Source organism: Bacteroides sp. L008, from assembly GCF_040812255.1.
In the GTDB taxonomy this organism is placed as follows: domain Bacteria; phylum Bacteroidota; class Bacteroidia; order Bacteroidales; family Bacteroidaceae; genus Bacteroides; species Bacteroides vicugnae.
In genome coordinates this window covers 2,403,072-2,423,093 of record NZ_JBFNXO010000001.1, presented here as the reverse complement: position 1 = coordinate 2,423,093, position 20,022 = coordinate 2,403,072, and the positions used below count along the sequence as shown (strand labels likewise).

The 20,022-nt window shown below is 43.9% G+C and carries 10 protein-coding genes; 8 read left to right on the top strand and 2 right to left on the bottom strand.

Annotated features, from left to right (window positions below):
- Positions 1-222: 222 nt before the first annotated feature.
- From AB3G73_RS09800 to AB3G73_RS09785, 4 genes are all read left to right on the top strand, one after another.
- Entirely contained in the window at positions 223-1,392 is a 1,170-nt protein-coding gene (locus tag AB3G73_RS09800; RefSeq protein WP_074556869.1) for an MFS transporter, read from the top strand.
- Between the two features lie 35 nt (positions 1,393-1,427).
- Positions 1,428-2,315: a carbohydrate kinase gene (locus AB3G73_RS09795; RefSeq protein WP_004311736.1), complete on the top strand. Its 888-nt coding sequence runs from the start codon at positions 1,428-1,430 to the stop codon at positions 2,313-2,315.
- A 391-nt stretch (positions 2,316-2,706) separates the two neighbouring features.
- The gene (locus AB3G73_RS09790; RefSeq protein ID WP_367744679.1) at positions 2,707-8,289 is read left to right on the top strand and encodes a carboxypeptidase-like regulatory domain-containing protein; all 5,583 of its coding nucleotides are present in this window, start codon (positions 2,707-2,709) and stop codon (positions 8,287-8,289) included.
- Between the two features lie 4 nt (positions 8,290-8,293).
- Positions 8,294-11,164, top strand: a complete 2,871-nt coding sequence (locus AB3G73_RS09785; protein ID WP_367745427.1) for a substrate-binding domain-containing protein — start codon at positions 8,294-8,296, stop codon at positions 11,162-11,164.
- A gap of 78 nt (positions 11,165-11,242) precedes the next feature.
- Here the strand turns inward: AB3G73_RS09785 and AB3G73_RS09780 are convergent, their stop codons facing one another.
- Positions 11,243-12,535, bottom strand: a complete 1,293-nt coding sequence (locus AB3G73_RS09780; RefSeq protein ID WP_367744677.1) for an LruC domain-containing protein — start codon at positions 12,533-12,535, stop codon at positions 11,243-11,245.
- Positions 12,536-12,705: 170 nt separating this feature from the next.
- Between AB3G73_RS09780 and AB3G73_RS09775 the strand changes: the two genes are divergently transcribed.
- From AB3G73_RS09775 to AB3G73_RS09760, 4 genes are all read left to right on the top strand, one after another.
- On the top strand, positions 12,706-13,044 hold the full coding sequence (locus AB3G73_RS09775; RefSeq protein WP_099146077.1) for an MGMT family protein: 339 nt from the start codon (positions 12,706-12,708) through the stop codon (positions 13,042-13,044).
- Between the two features lie 297 nt (positions 13,045-13,341).
- Complete coding sequence (locus AB3G73_RS09770; protein WP_008651874.1) at positions 13,342-14,568, top strand: glycine betaine/L-proline ABC transporter ATP-binding protein; 1,227 nt, start codon at positions 13,342-13,344, stop codon at positions 14,566-14,568.
- Entirely contained in the window at positions 14,565-15,392 is an 828-nt protein-coding gene (locus AB3G73_RS09765) for a proline/glycine betaine ABC transporter permease (protein WP_008651872.1), read from the top strand. Before AB3G73_RS09770 ends, AB3G73_RS09765 begins: the two co-directional genes overlap by 4 nt.
- A gap of 48 nt (positions 15,393-15,440) precedes the next feature.
- Complete coding sequence (locus AB3G73_RS09760; RefSeq protein WP_008651869.1) at positions 15,441-16,304, top strand: glycine betaine ABC transporter substrate-binding protein; 864 nt, start codon at positions 15,441-15,443, stop codon at positions 16,302-16,304.
- Positions 16,305-16,469: 165 nt separating this feature from the next.
- Here the strand turns inward: AB3G73_RS09760 and nifJ are convergent, their stop codons facing one another.
- Positions 16,470-20,018 carry a pyruvate:ferredoxin (flavodoxin) oxidoreductase gene (gene nifJ, locus AB3G73_RS09755; RefSeq protein ID WP_367744675.1) on the bottom strand — a complete coding sequence of 1,183 codons (3,549 nt, stop codon included), beginning with the start codon at positions 20,016-20,018 and terminating at the stop codon, positions 16,470-16,472.
- Positions 20,019-20,022 lie beyond the last annotated feature (4 nt).

Genomic DNA, 20,022 nt, shown 5'->3' with positions numbered 1-20,022 from the left:
TAGTTCGTCACGGCCGTGACGAGATCCTCCCACGGCCGTGGTGAGAACTCTTCACAGCCGTGGGAAGAAGCTACCACGGCCGTGGTAACCCAACAAGACCGTAGCTTTAAAGTAACAAGGAACGGGAGATACACCAACTATATAAAGGACTGATGCATAATTGCCGTAGGGTTATGTGCTCCGCCCTATGGAAACAGAATTCATCATATAAAAGATAAAATAATGGAAAACAGTAAAAACTCTTCCCTCTCCAAACTAATCCCGGTGATGCTTTGCTTCTTCGCCATGGGATTCGTTGACCTGGTAGGCATTGCCTCCAATTACGTAAAGGCAGATCTTGGTCTGTCGGACTCACAGGCGAATATCTTTCCGTCACTGGTATTCTTCTGGTTCTTGATTTTCTCCGTACCCACCGGCATGCTGATGAGCCGCATTGGTCAGAAGAAAACCGTATTGCTTAGTTTGATTGTGACTTTCGCTTCTCTGTTGCTACCCGTTTTCGGCGACAGCTATATGCTGATGCTGATTTCTTTCTCCCTCCTGGGCATCGGAAATGCGTTGATGCAGACTTCTTTGAATCCATTACTTTCCAATATCGTGCGTGGCGACCGCCTGGCAAGTAGTCTGACTTTCGGCCAGTTTGTGAAGGCCATTGCTTCTTTTCTGGCACCTTACATCGCCATGTGGGGAGCGACACAGGCCATTCCGACTTTCGATCTAGGCTGGCGCATCCTGTTCCCTATTTATATGATTGTAGCTGTCATTGCTATTCTTCTGCTCAATGTCACACAAATTGAAGAGGAAAAAGAAGAGGGCAAACCGTCTACTTTCGGACAATGCATCGCCCTGCTTGGCAAACCGTTTATTCTGCTTTGTTTCATTGGTATCATGTGTCATGTCGGCATTGACGTAGGTACGAATACTACCGCCCCGAAGATTTTGATGGAGCGCATCGGCATGGGATTGGATGATGCTGCTTTTGCAACCAGTCTTTATTTTATTTTCCGTACGGCAGGTTGCTTTCTGGGTTCTTTCATCTTGCGTAAGATGTCTCCGAAATCTTTCTTCGGCATTAGTGTGGTGATGATGTTGATTGCCATGATCGGTTTGTTTATCTTCCATGAAAAGGCAATTATCTATGCTTGCATCGCTTTGATTGGTTTCGGCAACTCCAATGTGTTTTCCGTTATCTTCTCGCAGGCATTGCTTTATCTGCCGGGTAAGAAAAACGAAGTTTCCGGCTTGATGATTATGGGACTTTTCGGCGGGACGGTGTTTCCGTTGGCAATGGGAGTGGCTTCGGATACTTCCATGGGACAGAATGGTGCTATCGCCGTAATGACGGTGGGCGTGCTTTATCTCTTGTATTATACGTTCCGTATCAGAAAATAATTTTATAACTTTGGAAACAATAAAACCAGTATATCATGAATAATATAATTGTAGGAATGGGCGAAGCACTTTGGGATGTGTTGCCCGAAGGAAAGAAAATCGGTGGTGCTCCGGCAAACTTTGCCTATCATGTATCACAGTTTGGTTTTGACAGTCGTGTAGTGAGTGCCGTAGGCAGGGATGAACTGGGAGAAGAAATTCTGAAAGTATTCAACGAGAAGAAGTTGAAGATGCAGATTGAACAGGTAGACTATCCTACCGGTACGGTGCAGGTGACGCTCGATGACGAGGGCGTGCCTTGTTACGAAATCAAAGAGGGCGTGGCGTGGGATAACATTCCCTTTACGGATGAACTGAAACGTTTGGCCTTGAGCACACGTGCTGTTTGCTTCGGTTCGCTGGCTCAACGTAATGACGTGAGCCGTGCCACTATCAATCGCTTTCTGGATACGATGCCCGATATAGACGGACAGCTCAAGATATTTGATATCAATCTCCGCCAGGATTTCTACTCAAAAGAGGTATTGCGTGAATCGTTCCGCCGCTGCAACGTCCTGAAGATAAACGACGAAGAACTGGTGACTATCAGCCGTATGTTTGGTTATCCCGGTATCGATTTGCAGGATAAATGCTGGATTCTGTTGGCAAAATACAACCTGAAGATGCTGATTCTCACTTGTGGAATCAATGGCAGCTATGTGTTCACTCCGGGCGTTGTCTCTTTCCAGGAGACGCCCAAAGTACCGGTTGCCGACACAGTGGGTGCAGGCGATTCTTTTACGGCTGCTTTCTGTGCTTCCATTCTCAATGGAAAACCGGTGCCCGAAGCGCATAAACTGGCTGTCGAGGTTTCTGCTTATGTCTGCACACAGAGCGGTGCGATGCCCGAACTTCCGCAGGTTTTGAAAGATAGACTGATGTAATTCTTTTATTGATAGTAAGCATAGAGGTATATTTCATTTCGTGGGGGTGTACCTCTTGTTTTTTGTACGTACGAAAGATACAGGCATAAAAAAAGGAGCAACGCCTTGCTCCAACCTTTGTTAACCTTAAATCTAATACTATGAAAAACACATTGCAAAGATACGGACTTCTGTCAACTTTGCAAATAATCCAAATAAAAAGAGATGTTTTATAACATCAATTAAGTGTTTGTATCACGCTTTATACGTTTGTTAATGGTTTCCTGGGTAAGTATGGGGACTATTTTTACTTTTTTTCAGAGGATAAGATTGCGAATAATCGGGTGATTTATAGCATACTCACAGTTTTATTTTCTATTTTTGTTCTCAATCTATCTATTTATCGAATACCATGAACACAATGCTATGCCAGCTAAAGAGCCTGTTGTTATTGGGAGTCCTGCTTTTTGCCAATGGAGCATTCGGACAACCGATGCTCTGGGACGATGCCTCTTCCGAAACGATCGTTTTCGAACTGACCAACAAAGAGGCCTTGAAACTTCTCAAAGGCAAACTCCGACAGAAACAGTGGAAAAAAATACAGCAGACTCCTTTTGCCCGTTTCACGGAAACTTGGAACAACCCTCCGGTCAAAGGGCATTTTCTGCTGGCTGATGTAGAGCGGAACGAAGTTCATTACCGTTATGCTCCGGTGATTCCTTTTCATGTTTTCCTTTTCAAGGAGTATGGTGTACTTACCTTGCAGGTGGTTGATGCCGGGGGAACAATCAGGAAAGATGCCAAAGTGCGGGTAGGCAGCAAGGTTGTTTATTACGATGAAGACAGTCAGACATATACTGACGATAACTGGTCCCAGAAAGAACAGCACATTTTGACGGTTGAAGTGGATAAGTTTCGTGCGGTATTCGATTTGAGGAAACACCTTGTACCACCCTGGTATAAAAATGATTATGACCGGCAAGATGCACCGGAGTTTTATAGTTACCTGATTACTGACAAGAATAAATACAGACCGGGCGAAACTGTCCGTTTCAAGTCTTATGCTCTCTCCGAACATAAACGCCCTTTGAAACAGGAACTTTCATTGTGGATGCGTGTCGGTTCTTCCTGGCGTGACTATAAGAAGATAATGTCCGTCGTCCCTTACCATCCGGGAGGCTTCGCCGGAGAATTCCTGTTGGCGGATTCATTGAATCTGAAGCTCGATCAGAGATATACTGTACAGCTTCGGGATAAGCGGGGACGCATCGTAGCCTCCACCAATTTCAAATATGAAGACTACGAACTGAACGGAAACAAGTTGTTGGTGAAGCTGGCTTCGAATGTGCAATATGCACCGCAGAGTAACCGCATGGATATCAGTGCAACGGATGCCAACGGACTTCCTTTGCGGGAGGTGAATGTAGAAGTGACTGTGGGCAGACAGCAGGTACTGAAGTCGTATGCGCAGATACTTTCTTTGCCCGATACACTGATGTCCGTGCAGGCGGAACTGGATGCTTCCGGGAAAGCCTCGGTAGATATTCCTGCTCGGATATTCGGAGCTTCCGATTGCTTCTATGCAGTGAATGTAGTTTTGCTTACGGCAGACAATAACCGTTTGGAGCAGCAGAGCAAAGCGACTTTCTACTATTCGTGCTATGATATGCAGTGCACTACGCAGGCGGATACCATTTGCTTTTCATTCTTCGACTTGGGAGTGGAGCGTCCTGTGGCAGCCGAACTGACCTATGGTGAAAAGAAAGAAGTGAAGAAAGTGCGTTTGCCCTATCGCGAACCGTTCAATCAGGCAGTGACGGACTATCGTTTCAAAATACCGGAAACAGGATATGAAACGACGATTGCTTCCGCCGCACTTGACTCCAAACTGGAACTGAATGGCGGCATAGAAAAAGATTCGTTCTGTGTCTCCCTTTCCAATCCTTTGCAGCTGGAGCTTTCCTGGTATGTGTATCAAGGCAACCGCCTGTTGCAGAAAGGTTCGGGAAAAGAGATGGAACACAAATCCGGAGAGATCGATCCCTCTTCCGTCTATTACGTAGAAGTATTTTATTTCATGGGGAATAAGGAATGTATGTTGAAACGCTCGTACACTTCACCCTCCGAACGGCTGGTGATTGAATCTGATTTGCCGGAACGAGTGTATCCCGGTCAGAAAGTGAAAACAAAACTGAACGTGACCAATATACAAGGGCGTCCGGTATCCAACGTCGATCTGACAGCTTTTGCGGTCAACACGCAGCTGGATTATCACGTACCTGATTTACCCTATTACGGGAGTGCACCCCGTCCACGCGAGCAACGTGCTTCCTACTCAATGAAGCAAAAAGAGTATCTGCATACGGCCACATTGGATTATCAGCATTGGAACCAGTTGCTTCATTTGGATAAGTTGCCTTATTATCAGTTTGCTTATCCTGCGGGAAAGCTGTTCCGTCAGACGGTTGACACACCGGATGGAACCACCCAGTTTGCTCCTTATGTGATGCTGAACGGACGAGCGGTGAATATCTATGTGATTGAGCAGAACGATGTTCCCTGCTATTTTTCGTGGACGGAACAGCCCAAGCAGTATTCTTTTCCTGTATTGCATCCTTCGGGAAAGCAGAAGATAACGTTGCGAATGCACGACAGGGCTTTCATCATTGATTCTCTGGCTTTCGACCGAGGCAAGAAAACGATTTTGAGTTTCGATATGAATCAGTTGCCGCAAGGAGTGGAAGTAGTCTGGTTGCGGCAGAAGAAAGGGAAATATGATGAGTATAAATTTACTTCGGAAGAGAAGAAGCGTTATGAACGGTATCTTTGCCGTCTTCCGGTGATGGATGGGGCGGTATATACTTCGCTCGAACATAATGGAAAGCAGTTTCCGGTTTCACTCATGGAGCTGTCGCGCTACAAGAAAAAGATATTGGCAGGTCCTGTGGAGCCGGGACCTTGGAAATATATGAATGGTGTGTTGTATCGGCATGAGGGAGGTTTCTCTTATGAATTCGAGGGCAATGTGGTTTATAAATATAAGGATGAGGAACTGTGTCCGGCTTATTTGAATTTTTCGTCTGTGGCAAAGATTCCGACTTTGAATGATTACCACTTATCACCGGAAAGATTCTGTAGTCTGGTGGCAGAACTTCGCAAGGGGAAGAGTTGGCATCCTACCCGGATTTATTTCTCCCTACCGGATAAGACGCTGAATTTCCGGCTTCCGGAAGAAAAAGATTCTATCGGAGTGGCTAATTTGCTCTTTAAAGACTGCACTACCGGAGAACTGGTTTATCCGGATACCTTGGTGCAGATGAACAGGATATACTCCAAATTTCCTGCCGGAACGTATGATGCGATTTTACTTTATAACAATGGAAAGTATCTGAAACAGGATGCTCTGAAGATACAATCATATACCTATCTGGATGTAGATATGGAGTCTCTGCCTCTACATGAACGTGATTCGTTGTCATCTGGGTGGCTCTTGCTGGGAAGAGGAATTGGCAGGATCGGTACAAACTTTCTTGGTCACAGGGAAATGAGGATCAGGCAGTATGTACGCAATTATGGCGGTAAAGTCTCCGGTTATGTGACGGATACTACCGGAGAGCCTTTAATCGGGTGTAGCGTGGTGGTGAAAGGAACGACGGAGGGAACGATCACCGACATGGACGGATATTTTGAAATGGATTGTGACAGGGGAGGGGAGCAGCTCTTGTTTAGCTATGTCGGCTTTAAACAGCAGGAGATGAGAGCAACTCCCGGAGCCAATCTGTTGGTTACTTTGGAAGAAAATAGTCAGACGCTGGAGGAAGTGGTCGTTGTAGGATACGGCACGCGTTCAAGATATTCGTTGACGGGATCCGTTGCCGGACTAATGACTGGTTCTTCTTCTGCTGCTGCAACCGCACCTTTGGAGAAATTGGAGGAGCAGGATCGGGAAGCGAAAGAAGAAGCGGATACCGAACAGTTGTATAATGAACTTATGCAATTGAACGGCTTGCGTCGGAATTTTTCGGATGTGGCTTTCTGGCAACCTCGTTTGTTTACGGATAAAACCGGAACGGTACAGTTTGAAACAACTTTCCCCGATAACGTGACGAAATGGGAGACTGTCGTTTATGGTATGAACCGTCGTTTGCAGACGGGTACTTTCCGACGTTCCGTCCGCTCTTACAAACCGTTGATGGCGGAGTTGAAAACTCCCCGTTTCTTGGTGGAGGGGGATCAGAGTACGGTGGTCGGGACTATCCGCAATTATCTGGATGGGCAGCACATAGCCGGAAAAACACAGTTCTGCGTCGGAACGGATACATTGAAACGGCAGGAAGTGGGTCTCACGGAGGGATTTCATGAAACAGTGCCGATGCAGGCAGCACATGCCGATAGCGTGACCATCAGCTATCTTTTCACTCGCGATGATGGGTATCAGGATGGAGAGGAATATACGATTCCGATACTACCACAGGGAACTGAATTGGCACAGGGCACATTGGGGATTCTGTCCGATGCAAAGACGGTCAAAGTGCAATCCGGCGAGGATGAAGAAGTGATGGTGAGTATCACCGATAATCAGTTGGATATCTATAAAGAATCGGTGAATTATCTGACAGGATACAAATATTTGTGCAATGAGCAGCTGGCATCCAAGTTGATCGGTCTGCTGGCTTACCAACAGTATATGCAGAGTAAGGGGGAAAAGGTGAAAGTAGACAAAGCGATCCGATCTATTATCCATCGACTGACGAATCATCAGAACAAACATCAGTTATGGTCGTGGTGGGGGAACTCTGAAAATACTTCTTTCTGGATGTCTGCGCATATCCTGCGGGCTTTGAAGATGGCGCAAGATGCAGGTTATCCTGTGGAGTTGAATCTGAATGGTTTGAAAGTGGAGTATGCTCATACGAGTCCTTATCGAGGAATGAAACTGGAAGATATAGAAATAGTTCATGCTCTTCATGAGTGGAAAGTGGAGGCGGATTATTCTTCGGCAGTCAGATTATTGGAACCTTTCGTCCGGCAACTGGAACAGAAAGAAGACTCGTTGGCAAATAGAAACAAGTATTATCGTCCTCTTTCCTACCTGAAAGAGAAACTGCTTCTCTGGGAAATCAAGCAACAGGTGGATTCGGTGAATGTGGGTGATAGTGTACGTCCTTATCTGAAAAAGGATCTGCTCGGAGGTGTTTACTGTGACGACGGACGGCGTACTTATTATTGGGAGGGAAATCAGCTGATAAATACATTGATAGCCTACCGGATTATTAAAAATGACTCTTCTCTGTGTAAGTTGAAAGAAAATATGCAATTGCATATTTTGCGGACTAAGGAGCACGGATGGAATACGTATCAGGCTTCTTCGGCTGTGACAACTGTTCTGACCGATTTGCTGGCAGATTCCGGAGGGATGTCAGGAACATCGGTATCTGTGAGCGGTAAGGATCACCAACGGATTACGGATTTTCCTTACCATACCCGGCTGACAGCAGGCGACAGTCTGCTTATTTCAAAAACGGGAAAAGAGCCTTTATTGTATAGTGTCTATTCAATGAAGCGTGTGATGGATGCTCGTCAGAGTGATGCTTTCAAGGTGGAGGCGACTTTGGACAAAGATTCTTTGGTGGCGGGTGTACCTGTTACATTGACAGTTACCTTGCAGGTGAAACAGGAGGGTGCGCAATACGTGATGCTTGAAGTTCCTGTTCCGGCAGGTTGTAGTTATGCCTCAAAACCTGTTAATTTCTCTCGTTCTGAAGTGTATCGTGAGTATTTTAAAGAGAAAACTGTTATCTTTAGCGAAAAATTACCGGTAGGTACTTATCAGTTTACGGTTCTTTTGCTTCCACGTTTTACTGGAAAATACACGCTGAACCCTGTGAAAGTGGAACTGATGTATTTCCCGGTGGTGAATGCAAATAATGCGGGGAGAGAAATTTGGATTACAGAAAGAAATACAAAAGATATACGAAAGAAAGGGAATGATTGAAGCGATGAAATATACGAAGTGGATAACAGTCTTGTTTTGTCTTTTGGGCTTGGCGGCCTGTCGGCAGGATGCGCCTCGTTTCCGTATTGGGGTGGCCCAATGCAGCGATGACTCTTGGCGGCACAAGATGAATGATGAGATTCTTCGTGAAGCGATGTTTTATGATGGAGTATCGGTTGAAATCCGCTCGGCGGCGGATGATAACCGTAAGCAGGCGGAAGATGTTCATTATTTTATAGATAAAGGAGTTGATTTACTGATAATTTCCGCCAATGAAGCGGCTCCCATGACTCCAATTGTGGAGGAGGCCTATCAGAAAGGAATACCCGTCATTCTTGTAGACCGGAAGATACTTTCTGATAAATATACTGCCTATATCGGTGCCGATAATTATGAAATAGGTCGTGCGGTAGGAAATTATATCGCATCAAGTCTGAAAGGGAAAGGGAATGTAGTGGAGCTTACCGGACTGGGTGGTTCCACCCCTGCCATGGAACGCCATCAGGGATTTATGGCCGCTATCAGCAATTATCCGGATATCAAACTGATTGATAAAGCGGATGCTGCTTGGGAACGTGAACCGGCAGAAGTGGAAATGGATAGTATGCTTCGCCGTCATCCGAAGATTGATGCGGTGTATGCACATAACGACCGTATCGCTCCGGGAGCTTATCAGGCTGCGAAGAAAGCCGGACGTGAAAAAGAAATGATTTTTGTTGGCATTGATGCACTGCCCGGCAAAGGAAATGGGCTTGAATTGGTGCTTGACAATGTGCTGGATGCAACTTTTATTTATCCGACTAATGGGGACAAAGTGATGCAACTGGCTATGAATATTCTTGAGAAGAAGCCTTATCCTCGCGAAACGGTCATGAATACTGCCGTTGTAGACCGCACGAACGCGCACGTTATGCAACTTCAGACTACCCATATCTCGGAACTGGATCAGAAGATTGAAACATTGAACGGACGTATCGGTGGGTATCTGTCGCGTGTAGCTACGCAGCAGGTCGTGATGTATGGCGGCTTGGTTATTCTTTTATTAGTAGCGGGATTGTTGTTGGTAGTTTATAAATCCCTCCGTTCCAAGAATCGCCTGAATAAAGAGTTGTCCGAACAGAAGAAACAAGTAGAGCAACAACGCGATAAACTCGAAGAGCAGCGGGATATTCTTGAAGAACAGCGGGACAAACTTGAGGAACAGCGGGATCAGCTTATCCAGCTTTCTCACCAACTGGAAGAAGCGACTCATGCCAAGCTGGTTTTCTTCACAAATATATCTCACGATTTTCGTACTCCACTGACATTAGTTGCCGACCCGGTAGAGCATTTACTGGCTGATTCGTCTTTGAATGAAGACCAGCGACGAATGTTATTGTTAGTTCAGCGAAACGTGAATATCCTCTTGCGTCTTGTCAATCAGATTCTGGATTTTCGTAAGTATGAGAATGGAAAAATGGAATATACTCCTATTTCGTTAGACATTCTTTCTTCTTTTGAGGGATGGAACGAATCTTTCATGGCTGCAGCCCGGAAGAAACATATTCATTTCTCATTCGATTATATGCCGGATACGGATTACCGCACGTTGGCAGATGCAGAGAAATTGGAACGCATCTATTTCAACCTCCTTTCCAACGCTTTCAAATTTACTCCGGAAAACGGAAAAGTAACTGTACGCTTATCTTCCCTGACTAAAGACGATCATTGCTGGATTCGCTTTACCGTTGCCAATACCGGTTCAATGATTTCTGCGGAGCATATCCGGAATATTTTCGACCGTTTTTATAAGATAGATATGCACCATGCCGGTTCGGGTATTGGATTGGCATTGGTAAAGGCTTTTGTGGAATTGCATAAAGGTACCATCACGGTGGAAAGTGATGAAAAGCAGGGAACTATCTTTACCATTGATTTGCCTGTACAGACTTGCGAGACTGTTATTTCTGAAAACTTTCCGGCATTCTCTGTGCCTGCTACTTCTGTAACCTTCACCGATGCAGCAATCTCTGCCGTTGCTGGGGCTCCCGTAACTCCTGCAACTTCCGGTTATTCCGGTTCTTCGAGCTTGAATGATGCTTTAACTTACGAAGAAGAGGAATTGGAAAAAAGCTACGACTCTTCCAAACCTTGCGTTCTGATTATTGATGATAACGCTGATATTCGCTTATATGTGCACGGATTGCTCCATACCGATTATACTGTTATAGAAGCTGCAGACGGCTCGGAAGGTATTCGTAAAGCTATGAAATATGTCCCGGATTTGATTATCTCCGACGTAATGATGCCCGGAATAGATGGAATTGAATGTTGTCGTCGTTTGAAAAGCGAATTGCAAACGTGTCATATCCCTGTCATTCTGTTGACAGCCTGTTCTCTGGACGAACAACGGATTCAAGGATATGATGGTGGAGCAGACTCCTATATATCCAAACCTTTCAGTTCGCAATTACTGGTGGCACGTGTCCGCAACCTGATAGACTCACATCGTCGTCTGAAACAATTCTTTGGTGACGGGCAGACATTGGCCAAAGAAGATGTCTGCGATATGGACAAAGACTTTGTGGAGAAATTCAAGGCTTTGATTGAGGCTAAGATGGGAGACTCTAATCTGAATGTGGAAGACTTGGGCAAAGATATGGGATTAAGCCGTGTGCAACTCTATCGCAAAATCAAATCCCTGACTAATTATTCTCCGAATGAATTGCTTCGCATCGCCCGTTTGAAAAAAGCAGCTTCTTTGCTTGCTTCCTCGGATATGACAGTGGCGGAGATTGGTTATGAGGTTGGTTTCAGTTCTCCCTCTTATTTTACCAAATGTTATCGGGAACAGTTTGGAGAAAGCCCGACGGATCTGTTGAAGCGGAAAGGATAGCATTAGCTATTTGCGCCAAGATATAATAAATCCCAGTAATTTGAGTTTTCAATACTTACCGGGATTTATTTATATGGGTTAATTGTAAATCAATAAACTTTTATCTGCATTTCCTTGATTATACCAGTTCTGTTCGTTTTTGCCGCTGCTTTGCGCCCATTTTGCGAATCCTTTATAGGCCTTTAAGAAATCCGCTTTCTCAATAGCATGCGCTGCATTACCTGGTACTCTTAATCCCCAAATTAGGCGTTCTGCGCTAAAATAATAGTTGTCATCTTCTTCGTCTCCGTTTGTATATATCGGCAACAGATTTTTGTTATTGAATGGATATTGGTAAATTATCGGTTCGATACCATTCATATGGATTTCTATTCCATTATCATTCCGTTTTAAATATAAGTCGAGCTCATCGTCTTCTAATATTTCCTTTACTTCTTTTCTTTTCTTTAATTCGATCAGAATATGAATCTCCGGTAAATCATTTGTAGTAACCAAAGCATTCTTCTCTGTATTATAATATTGACTGCCTGCAGGTTTAGCCAGATTCTTTATTAAAGGACTATAATCAATAATAAGATGTTTGTCAGGGATAAGTGCTACTTTATCAGGTATAGGGTTCATATTTTTAGTTTCATAAACCTCTATATTTTCCACTTCGTCAGAATTTATTTCTTTTAGCCTTAAATACGGAGAATAAGGAAATATCCCTCCAATAGCCTTTAGACGTAATCCTATTTGTATAAACTGTGCGGTATATTCATGATCAATCTTCTTAATACCTTGGAACTGTACCTTATAATTAACTACAAAATCATTAAAGTCATAATCGCCCAATGATGGGAATTGGTCTTCGAACATGATTGTTCCCCAACTGTCTTTAGGGTGATAGATAACTCCTCCTTTGTGTGCTATATCATCTTCTATATCGTGTCCACGAGTGATTGCCCGAGTAGTGTTAGCTTTAACATCATCGGTGATATTTAATGAGAAACTTCCATCTGCATTGACAGGTATGGACACTTTTCTTGTTCCGTTAGCGTTGGTTTCGTATTGGGCATACAATGTATTTACGCAGGTCGGAATACTTAAAGGGAGACTTGAGATTTCTGTATCTACAGGAATGGTTGCTACTTTCTCTTCATTACTGCATGCTTCATCTAGGAAGAAAGAAACCATAGTGGGAATGGTAGCTGTTACTGTTCCTCCTGCTACTTGAGTTAATTTCCACTCAAAGTCTGCGGGTATATCCAAGTCTTTTACTTGAATTTCTTTTTCAGGTTGTTTACTTTCATCGTAGAGGTTCTTCTCACAGGAGCTGAAAGCAAGTGCTCCTAACAAACAAGAAGTGAATAGAATGTTTTTTCTTTTCATGACGGTAGTGTTTGTCTTGTTAATAATCGGGTTGTTTTATGGTTACAAAGGTCGGTATTATTTGTATAAGAAACAAGTAAAGTTGCATATTTTATTTGATGCGATCTTATTATTTGCAGATTCTCTTCTTTTTATTTAGCTTTGGGAATGAAATAAGTGAAATCTGGGTGATGAAAGATTATAAAGTAGACAAGGCGAGCCTTTCCGCATCCTTTTGTCGAGAGGTGTATCAGGTTGTCCGGGAAATTCCGGTAGGTAAGGTTTCTACCTATGGAGGAATCGCAGCATTATTGGGAATGCCTCAATGTTCCCGTATGGTGGGGCGTGCTTTGAAGCAGATTCCGGATGATTTATCTGCACCCTGTCACCGGGTTGTCAATGTGTCGGGACGCCTTGTACCCGGTTGGACAGAGCAAAAGCAGCTCTTGCTGGAAGAGGGGATTTCTTTCAAGCAAAATGGATGTGTAGACCTGAAAAAGCATCTTTGGAATTACTCCACTTCTGAATAAAATTTGCATGTTTAATCTATTTTCCTTACCTTTGTGCCAACAATATGCAAGAACAGACTGTTATTTATTTATGAAAATACTGTTTTTTACTGTTCATTGAGAGGATAATCTTATCAAATTCTATTCCTTTTAAACTACTCAGTCTGTTTTTTTATCATTAAGAAACTCATCGGATTGTCATGTTGCCATGTGACAGGATTGAACCATGCGGATATTCAACTTGTTTATCGTAAGTGAGAATAATGGACGCAGCAGTTGAGAACAAAACAAATATTATAATCTAAACCAATATATTATATGAGTAAAATAGAAATAAAGGATTTGTACCTTATCTTTGGTCACGAGAAGCAGAAAGCACTCAAGATGCTGAAAAAAGATAAGAGTAAGGCGGAAATACTGAAAGATACCGGTTGTACGGTAGGAGTGAAAGACGCCAATCTTTCAATAAATGAAGGAGAGTTTTTTGTGATAATGGGGCTCTCGGGAAGTGGAAAATCGACATTACTGCGTTGTATCAATCGTCTGATACGTCCTACAGCCGGACAAGTGCTTGTAAATGGAGTAGATATATCTAAAATATCCGAAAAAGAATTGTTGCAGGTTCGCCGGAAAGAGCTGGCGATGGTTTTCCAGAATTTCGGTTTGTTGCCTCACCGTTCTGTATTGAGTAATATTGCGTTCGGCCTTGAACTTCAGGGAGTGAAGAAAGAAGAGCGTGAAAAGAAAGCCATGGAAAGTATGAAGCTAGTCGGGCTGAAAGGATATGAGAATCAGATGGTAGGTGAACTTTCCGGTGGTATGCAACAGCGTGTCGGACTGGCACGTGCCCTAGCCAATAATCCCGAAGTACTTTTAATGGATGAGGCTTTCTCTGCGCTCGATCCTCTGATTCGCGTGCAGATGCAGGATGAACTACTGGCCTTGCAATCAAAGATGAAAAAGACGATTGTCTTTATTACCCACGACTTGAGTGAAGCGATTAAACTAGGTGACCGTATTGCAATTATGAAAGACGGAGAAGTGGTGCAGGTAGGTACTTCGGAGGAAATCCTGACTGAACCGGCTAACGATTATGTAGCCCGTTTTGTTGAAAACGTGGACAGGAGCAAAATTATTACCGCCTCTTCTTTAATGATTGACAAACCGTTGGTAGCCCGTCTGAAGAAAGAAGGTCCCGAAGTTTTGATTCGTAAGATGCGTGCGAAGAATATAACTGTATTACCAGTAATAGATGCCGACGATAAACTGGTCGGAGAAGTACATTTGAACGATTTGCTTAAGCTGCGTAGCAAACAGGAAAAATCCATTGAAGCGGTTGTGCGTAAAGAAGTACATTCAGTGTTGTGTGATACAGTGCTCGAGGATATACTTCCTCTAATGACAAAGAGCAATTCACCGGTATGGGTGATAGATGAAACACACGAGTTTTTGGGAACAATCCCACTTTCATCCTTAATCATAGAAGTGACCGGGAAAGATAAAGAAGAAATAAATGAAATAATTCAAAACGCAATAGACTTATGATAAATATAGGACAATATATAGAAATTGCCATCAATTGGATGATGGTACATTTTTCCACATTCTTTGATGCCGTGAATACAGGCATCGGTAGTTTCATTACAGGTTTCCAACACATTCTTTTCGGAATTCCATTTTATCTGACGATTTTGGTACTTGCCGCAATTGCATGGGTAAAGGCAGGACGGGGGATTTCCATTTTTACCGTATTAGGATTATTATTGATTTATGGAATGGGGTTTTGGGAGGCAACCATGCAAACTCTGGCTCTCGTTTTATCATCTACCTGCCTGGCTCTGATTTTTGGAGTACCTTTAGGAATATGGACAGCAAACAGTCCGCGTGCGGATAAAATACTTCGCCCTATTCTCGATTTGATGCAGACAATGCCTGCCTTTGTCTATCTGATTCCTGCTGTTTTGTTCTTCGGATTGGGAACAGTGCCCGGAGTTTTTGCGACAATCATATTTGCCATGCCTCCTGTGGTCCGTCTTACCGGGTTGGGAATCCGGCAGGTTCCTAAAAATGTAGTGGAAGCTTCCCGTTCGTTCGGAGCTACCCGTTGGCAGCTGTTATATAAAGTACAGCTTCCTTTGGCGCTGCCCACCATCCTGACTGGTGTAAACCAGACAATAATGATGTCACTTTCTATGGTCGTAATCGCTGCAATGATTGCTGCCGGTGGTTTGGGAGAAATCGTATTGAAAGGTATTACCCAAATGAAAATCGGACTTGGGTTTGAAGGTGGTATAGCAGTTGTTATTTTGGCTATCATTCTGGACCGTATCACACAAGGAATGGCAGGAAGAAAAAATAAACAGGATTAAAATGGAAAGAACTAAACCCAAAAGGACTAAAAACAGAAAGGAAGAAAAATGAGAATATATAAATTAGTAGGAATAGTACTGTCCGCGCTGCTTTTGCTAGCTTCCTGCACGAATTCCGACCCAAATAAGAAAAAAGTAAAAATAGCCTATGCCAATTGGCTGGAAGGCATTGCCATGAGTCATTTGGCTAAGGTGGTATTGGAGGAACATGGATATGAGGTTGAACTGCAAAATGCGGATCTTGCCCCTGTTTTTGTATCCATGTCTCGGAAAAAGTCAGATGTCTTTCTGGATGCCTGGCTACCGATAACGATGAAAGATTATATGGACCAATATGGTGATAGCATCGAATTCTTGGGTGAGGTATATGAAGAAGCTCGCATCGGGCTGGTTGTACCTGAATATGTCACGATTCAATCTATTAGTGAACTGGCAGATTATAAAGACCGTTTCTCTTCTGAAATAGTGGGAATTGATGCCGGGGCAGGAATTATGAAGACTACGGATAAGGCCATTGCTGCTTATGGACTTGACGGATATGCTCTTATGACTTCAAGTAGTTCAACCATGTTGGCATCTTTGAAAAAAGCGATGGATAAGGGAGAATGGATTGTCATTACAGGGTGGACACCACATTGGATGTTCGATCAGTTTGACTTGAAATTCCTGGATGATCCGAAGAAAGTATATGGAGATTTGGAAGAAATACATGCCATTGCCTGGAAAGGTTTCAGTGAAAAAGACCCGTTTGCCGCTGAATTTTTCGGTAATATCAAATTAACGACAGAAGAACTTAGCTCTTTTATGACAGCTATGAAGGATGCCCGGATGGATGAAGAAGAAATAGCCCGTAAATGGAGGGATGAACACCGGGAACTGGTTGATAGCTGGATACCGAAATCAAAGGAATAAATAGATGAATAGACTGATTAAATAATGCGAATCTGTAGTTGAATAAGAGTAAAAACGGTCTAAAATTGATTCAAAACCGGCCTAGATATGAAATTGGCTTAGACATAAAAAAGGGAGTCTGCTCAATGCATGACTCCCTTTTTATATTTATCTGAGTGTGATTAATTATTCAGCACCCCAGTTTTCTCTAGCCAAACGTTTGTAACTGTTATAACGCCATTTTGCGTTTTCTTCAGCAGCCTTGAACAGTTCTTCAGCTTCAGTAGGATATTGTTTCATTACAGAAGCGTAACGAACTTCACCCTTCAAGAAACCTTGGAATTCTTCCCAGTTCGGTTCTTTGCTATCCAACTGGAATGGGTTCTTGCCTTCTTCTTCCAAAGCAGGGTTGTAACGCCACAAGTGCCAGTAACCGCACTTAACGGCCTTTTCTTCTTCTTCCTGACTCTTACCCATACCTGCTTTCAGACCGTGGTTGATACACGGAGCGTAAGCGATAATCAAAGATGGTCCAGGATATGCTTCAGCTTCACGGATAGCTTTCAGAGTTTGAGCTTGGTCAGCACCCATAGCGATCTGTGCAACATATACATAACCATAAGTAGTAGCCATCAGACCGAGGTCTTTCTTACGTACGCGCTTACCAGCAGCAGCGAACTTAGCGATAGCACCTACCGGAGTAGCCTTAGAAGACTGACCACCTGTGTTAGAGTAAACTTCAGTATCCAGAACGAGGATGTTAACGTCCTTACCGGAAGCGATTACATGGTCAAGACCACCGTAGCCGATATCATAAGAAGCACCGTCACCACCAATGATCCACTGGCTGCGTTTAACAAGATATTGTTGCAGTTCAGCGATTTGTTTGCAGTGGTTGCATTTATCTTTGTTAGCTTCAACAATAGGAATGATCTTAGCAGCCAATTCCTTAGTCTTGTCTGCATCCAGCATATTGTTGATCCATTCAGCGAATAGTTCTTTCACTTCAGCAGGAGTACAGTCAGCAGCAATAGCTTCGTTCATCACTTTCACGATACGGGCACGCATCTTTTCGTTAGCCAATTCCATACCCAGACCGAATTCACAGAAGTCTTCGAACAGTGAGTTAGCCCAAGCAGGACCGTGTCCGTTTTCGTTTGTAGTATACGGAGTAGAAGGAACTGAACCAGAGTAGATAGAAGAACATCCGGTAGCGTTAGCAATCATTTCACGGTCACCGAACAATTGAGAAATCAATTTCACGTACGGAGTTTCACCACAACCAGAGCAAGCACCAGAGAACTCGAACAACGGAGTAGCGAACTGTGAGTTCTTCACGTTAGACTTGATATCAACAAGATGTTGTTTAGTCTTCACGTTTTCAGCACAGTAAGTCCAGTTGTCAGCTTCAGCCAATTGGCTTTCGAGGTGTTTCATTGTCAATGCTTTGCCACCTTTCTTCGGATTACCCGGACAGATGTCAGCACAGTTACCACAACCCAGACAGTCGAGAACGTCAACCTGAATACGGAATGTCATACCATCGAATACTTTACCTACCGCTTTCAGTTGTTCGAACTTGGCACCCTTCTGCTCTTCAGCATCGAGTACGAACGGACGGATAGAAGCGTGAGGACAAACGTATGCACACTTGTTACATTGGATACAGTTTTCAGGATTCCATTCGGGAACGAATGCGGCTACACCACGTTTTTCGTATTTAGAAGTACCTTGATACCAAGTACCGTCTTCGATACCCTTGAATGCAGATACTGGCAACAAGTCACCGTCTTGTGCATTGATCGGACGAACTACTTCGTTGATGAATGCAGGATCATTGTTTTCAGCTTTAGCGTCATCCGGCAGGTTAGCCCAAGCAGGATCAACAGCCAAAGTCTTGTATTCACCACCGCGGTCAACGGCAGCATAGTTCTTGTTGACAACGTCTTCACCCTTCTTACCGTAAGACTTAACGATGAATTTCTTCATCTGCTCAACAGCTTGTTCTACAGGAATAACGCCTGTGATACGGAAGAAGGCAGATTGAAGGATAGTATTGGTACGGTTACCCAAACCAATTTCCAGTGCAATCTGTGTTGCGTTGATATAGTATACAGAAATGTTGTTCTGTGCGAAATATTTCTTAACCTTGTTAGGCAGGTTCTTAGCCAGTTCTTCACCTTCCCAGATTGTGTTCAGCAAGAAAGAACCGTTCTTACGCAAACCACGAGTTACATCGTACATGTGCAGGTAAGCCTGAACGTGGCAAGCTACGAAGTTTGGAGTATTAACCAAATAAGTGGAACGGATCGGAGTGTCACCGAAACGCAGGTGAGAACAAGTGAAACCACCAGATTTCTTAGAGTCGTAAGAGAAGTAAGCCTGGCAGTGTTTGTCGGTGTTGTCACCGATAATCTTCACAGAGTTCTTGTTAGCACCTACTGTACCGTCAGCACCCAAACCGTAGAATTTAGCTTCGAACATACCTTCGCCGCCTAAAGCGATTTCTTCTTTTTGAGGAAGAGAAGTGAAAGTAACGTCGTCTACGATACCGATAGTGAAGTGGTTCTTTGGCATTGGCATAGCCAAGTTTTCGAATACTGAAAGGATTTGAGCAGGAGTAGTATCTTTTGAACCCAAACCGTAGCGACCGCCAACGATAACCGGAGCATTTTCTGCACCGTAGAAGCAGTCTTTAACGTCAAGATAAAGAGGCTCACCGTTAGCACCCGGTTCTTTAGTACGGTCAAGAACTGCGATAGTTTTGGCAGTCTTAGGTACAGCGGCCAGGAAGTGCTTAGCAGAGAACGGACGATACAAGTGTACGGCAACCATACCCACTTTTTCGCCGTTTGCTACCAAGTGGTCGATAGCTTCGCGGGCAGCTTCTGTTACAGAACCCATAGCGATAATTACGCGTTCTGCATCTTCTGCACCATAGTAATCGAACAAACCGTATTTACGACCTGTAATCTTAGAAATTTCATTCATGTATTCTTCTACGATAGCAGGAACTGCTTCATAGTAGTTGTTGCATGATTCACGATGTTGGAAGAAATGGTCAGGATTTTCAGCCATACCACGAGCTACCGGTTTCATCGGATTCAGTGCGCGGGCACGGAATTCTGCCAAAGCTTCCTGGTCGATCAGCGGAGCAAGATCATCATTTTCCAACATTTCAATCTTTTGGATTTCGTGAGATGTACGGAAACCATCGAAGAAGTTCATAAACGGAACGCGGGATTTGATGGTAGCCAGGTGAGCAACACCAGCCAAATCCATAACTTCCTGTACAGAGCCTTCAGCCAACATCGCAAAGCCAGTCTGACGAGCTGACATTACGTCTTGGTGGTCACCGAAGATACACAATGCGTGAGAAGCCAATGTACGAGCAGATACATGGAATACGCAAGGCAAGAACTCACCGGCAATTTTGTACATGTTAGGGATCATCAGGAGAAGACCCTGAGAAGCAGTGTAAGTAGTAGTCAACGCACCAGCCTGAAGAGAACCGTGAACTGCACCGGCAGCACCACCTTCAGATTGCATTTCCTGTACCAATACTGTTTCGCCGAAGATGTTCTTACGTCCTGCGGCAGCCCATTCGTCTACGTACTCAGCCATAGTCGAAGAAGGAGTGATGGGGTAGATAGCCGCTACTTCAGAGAACATATACGAGATATGTGCTGCAGCCTGGTTACCATCACAAGTGATGAATTTCTTCTGTTTAGTCATAACT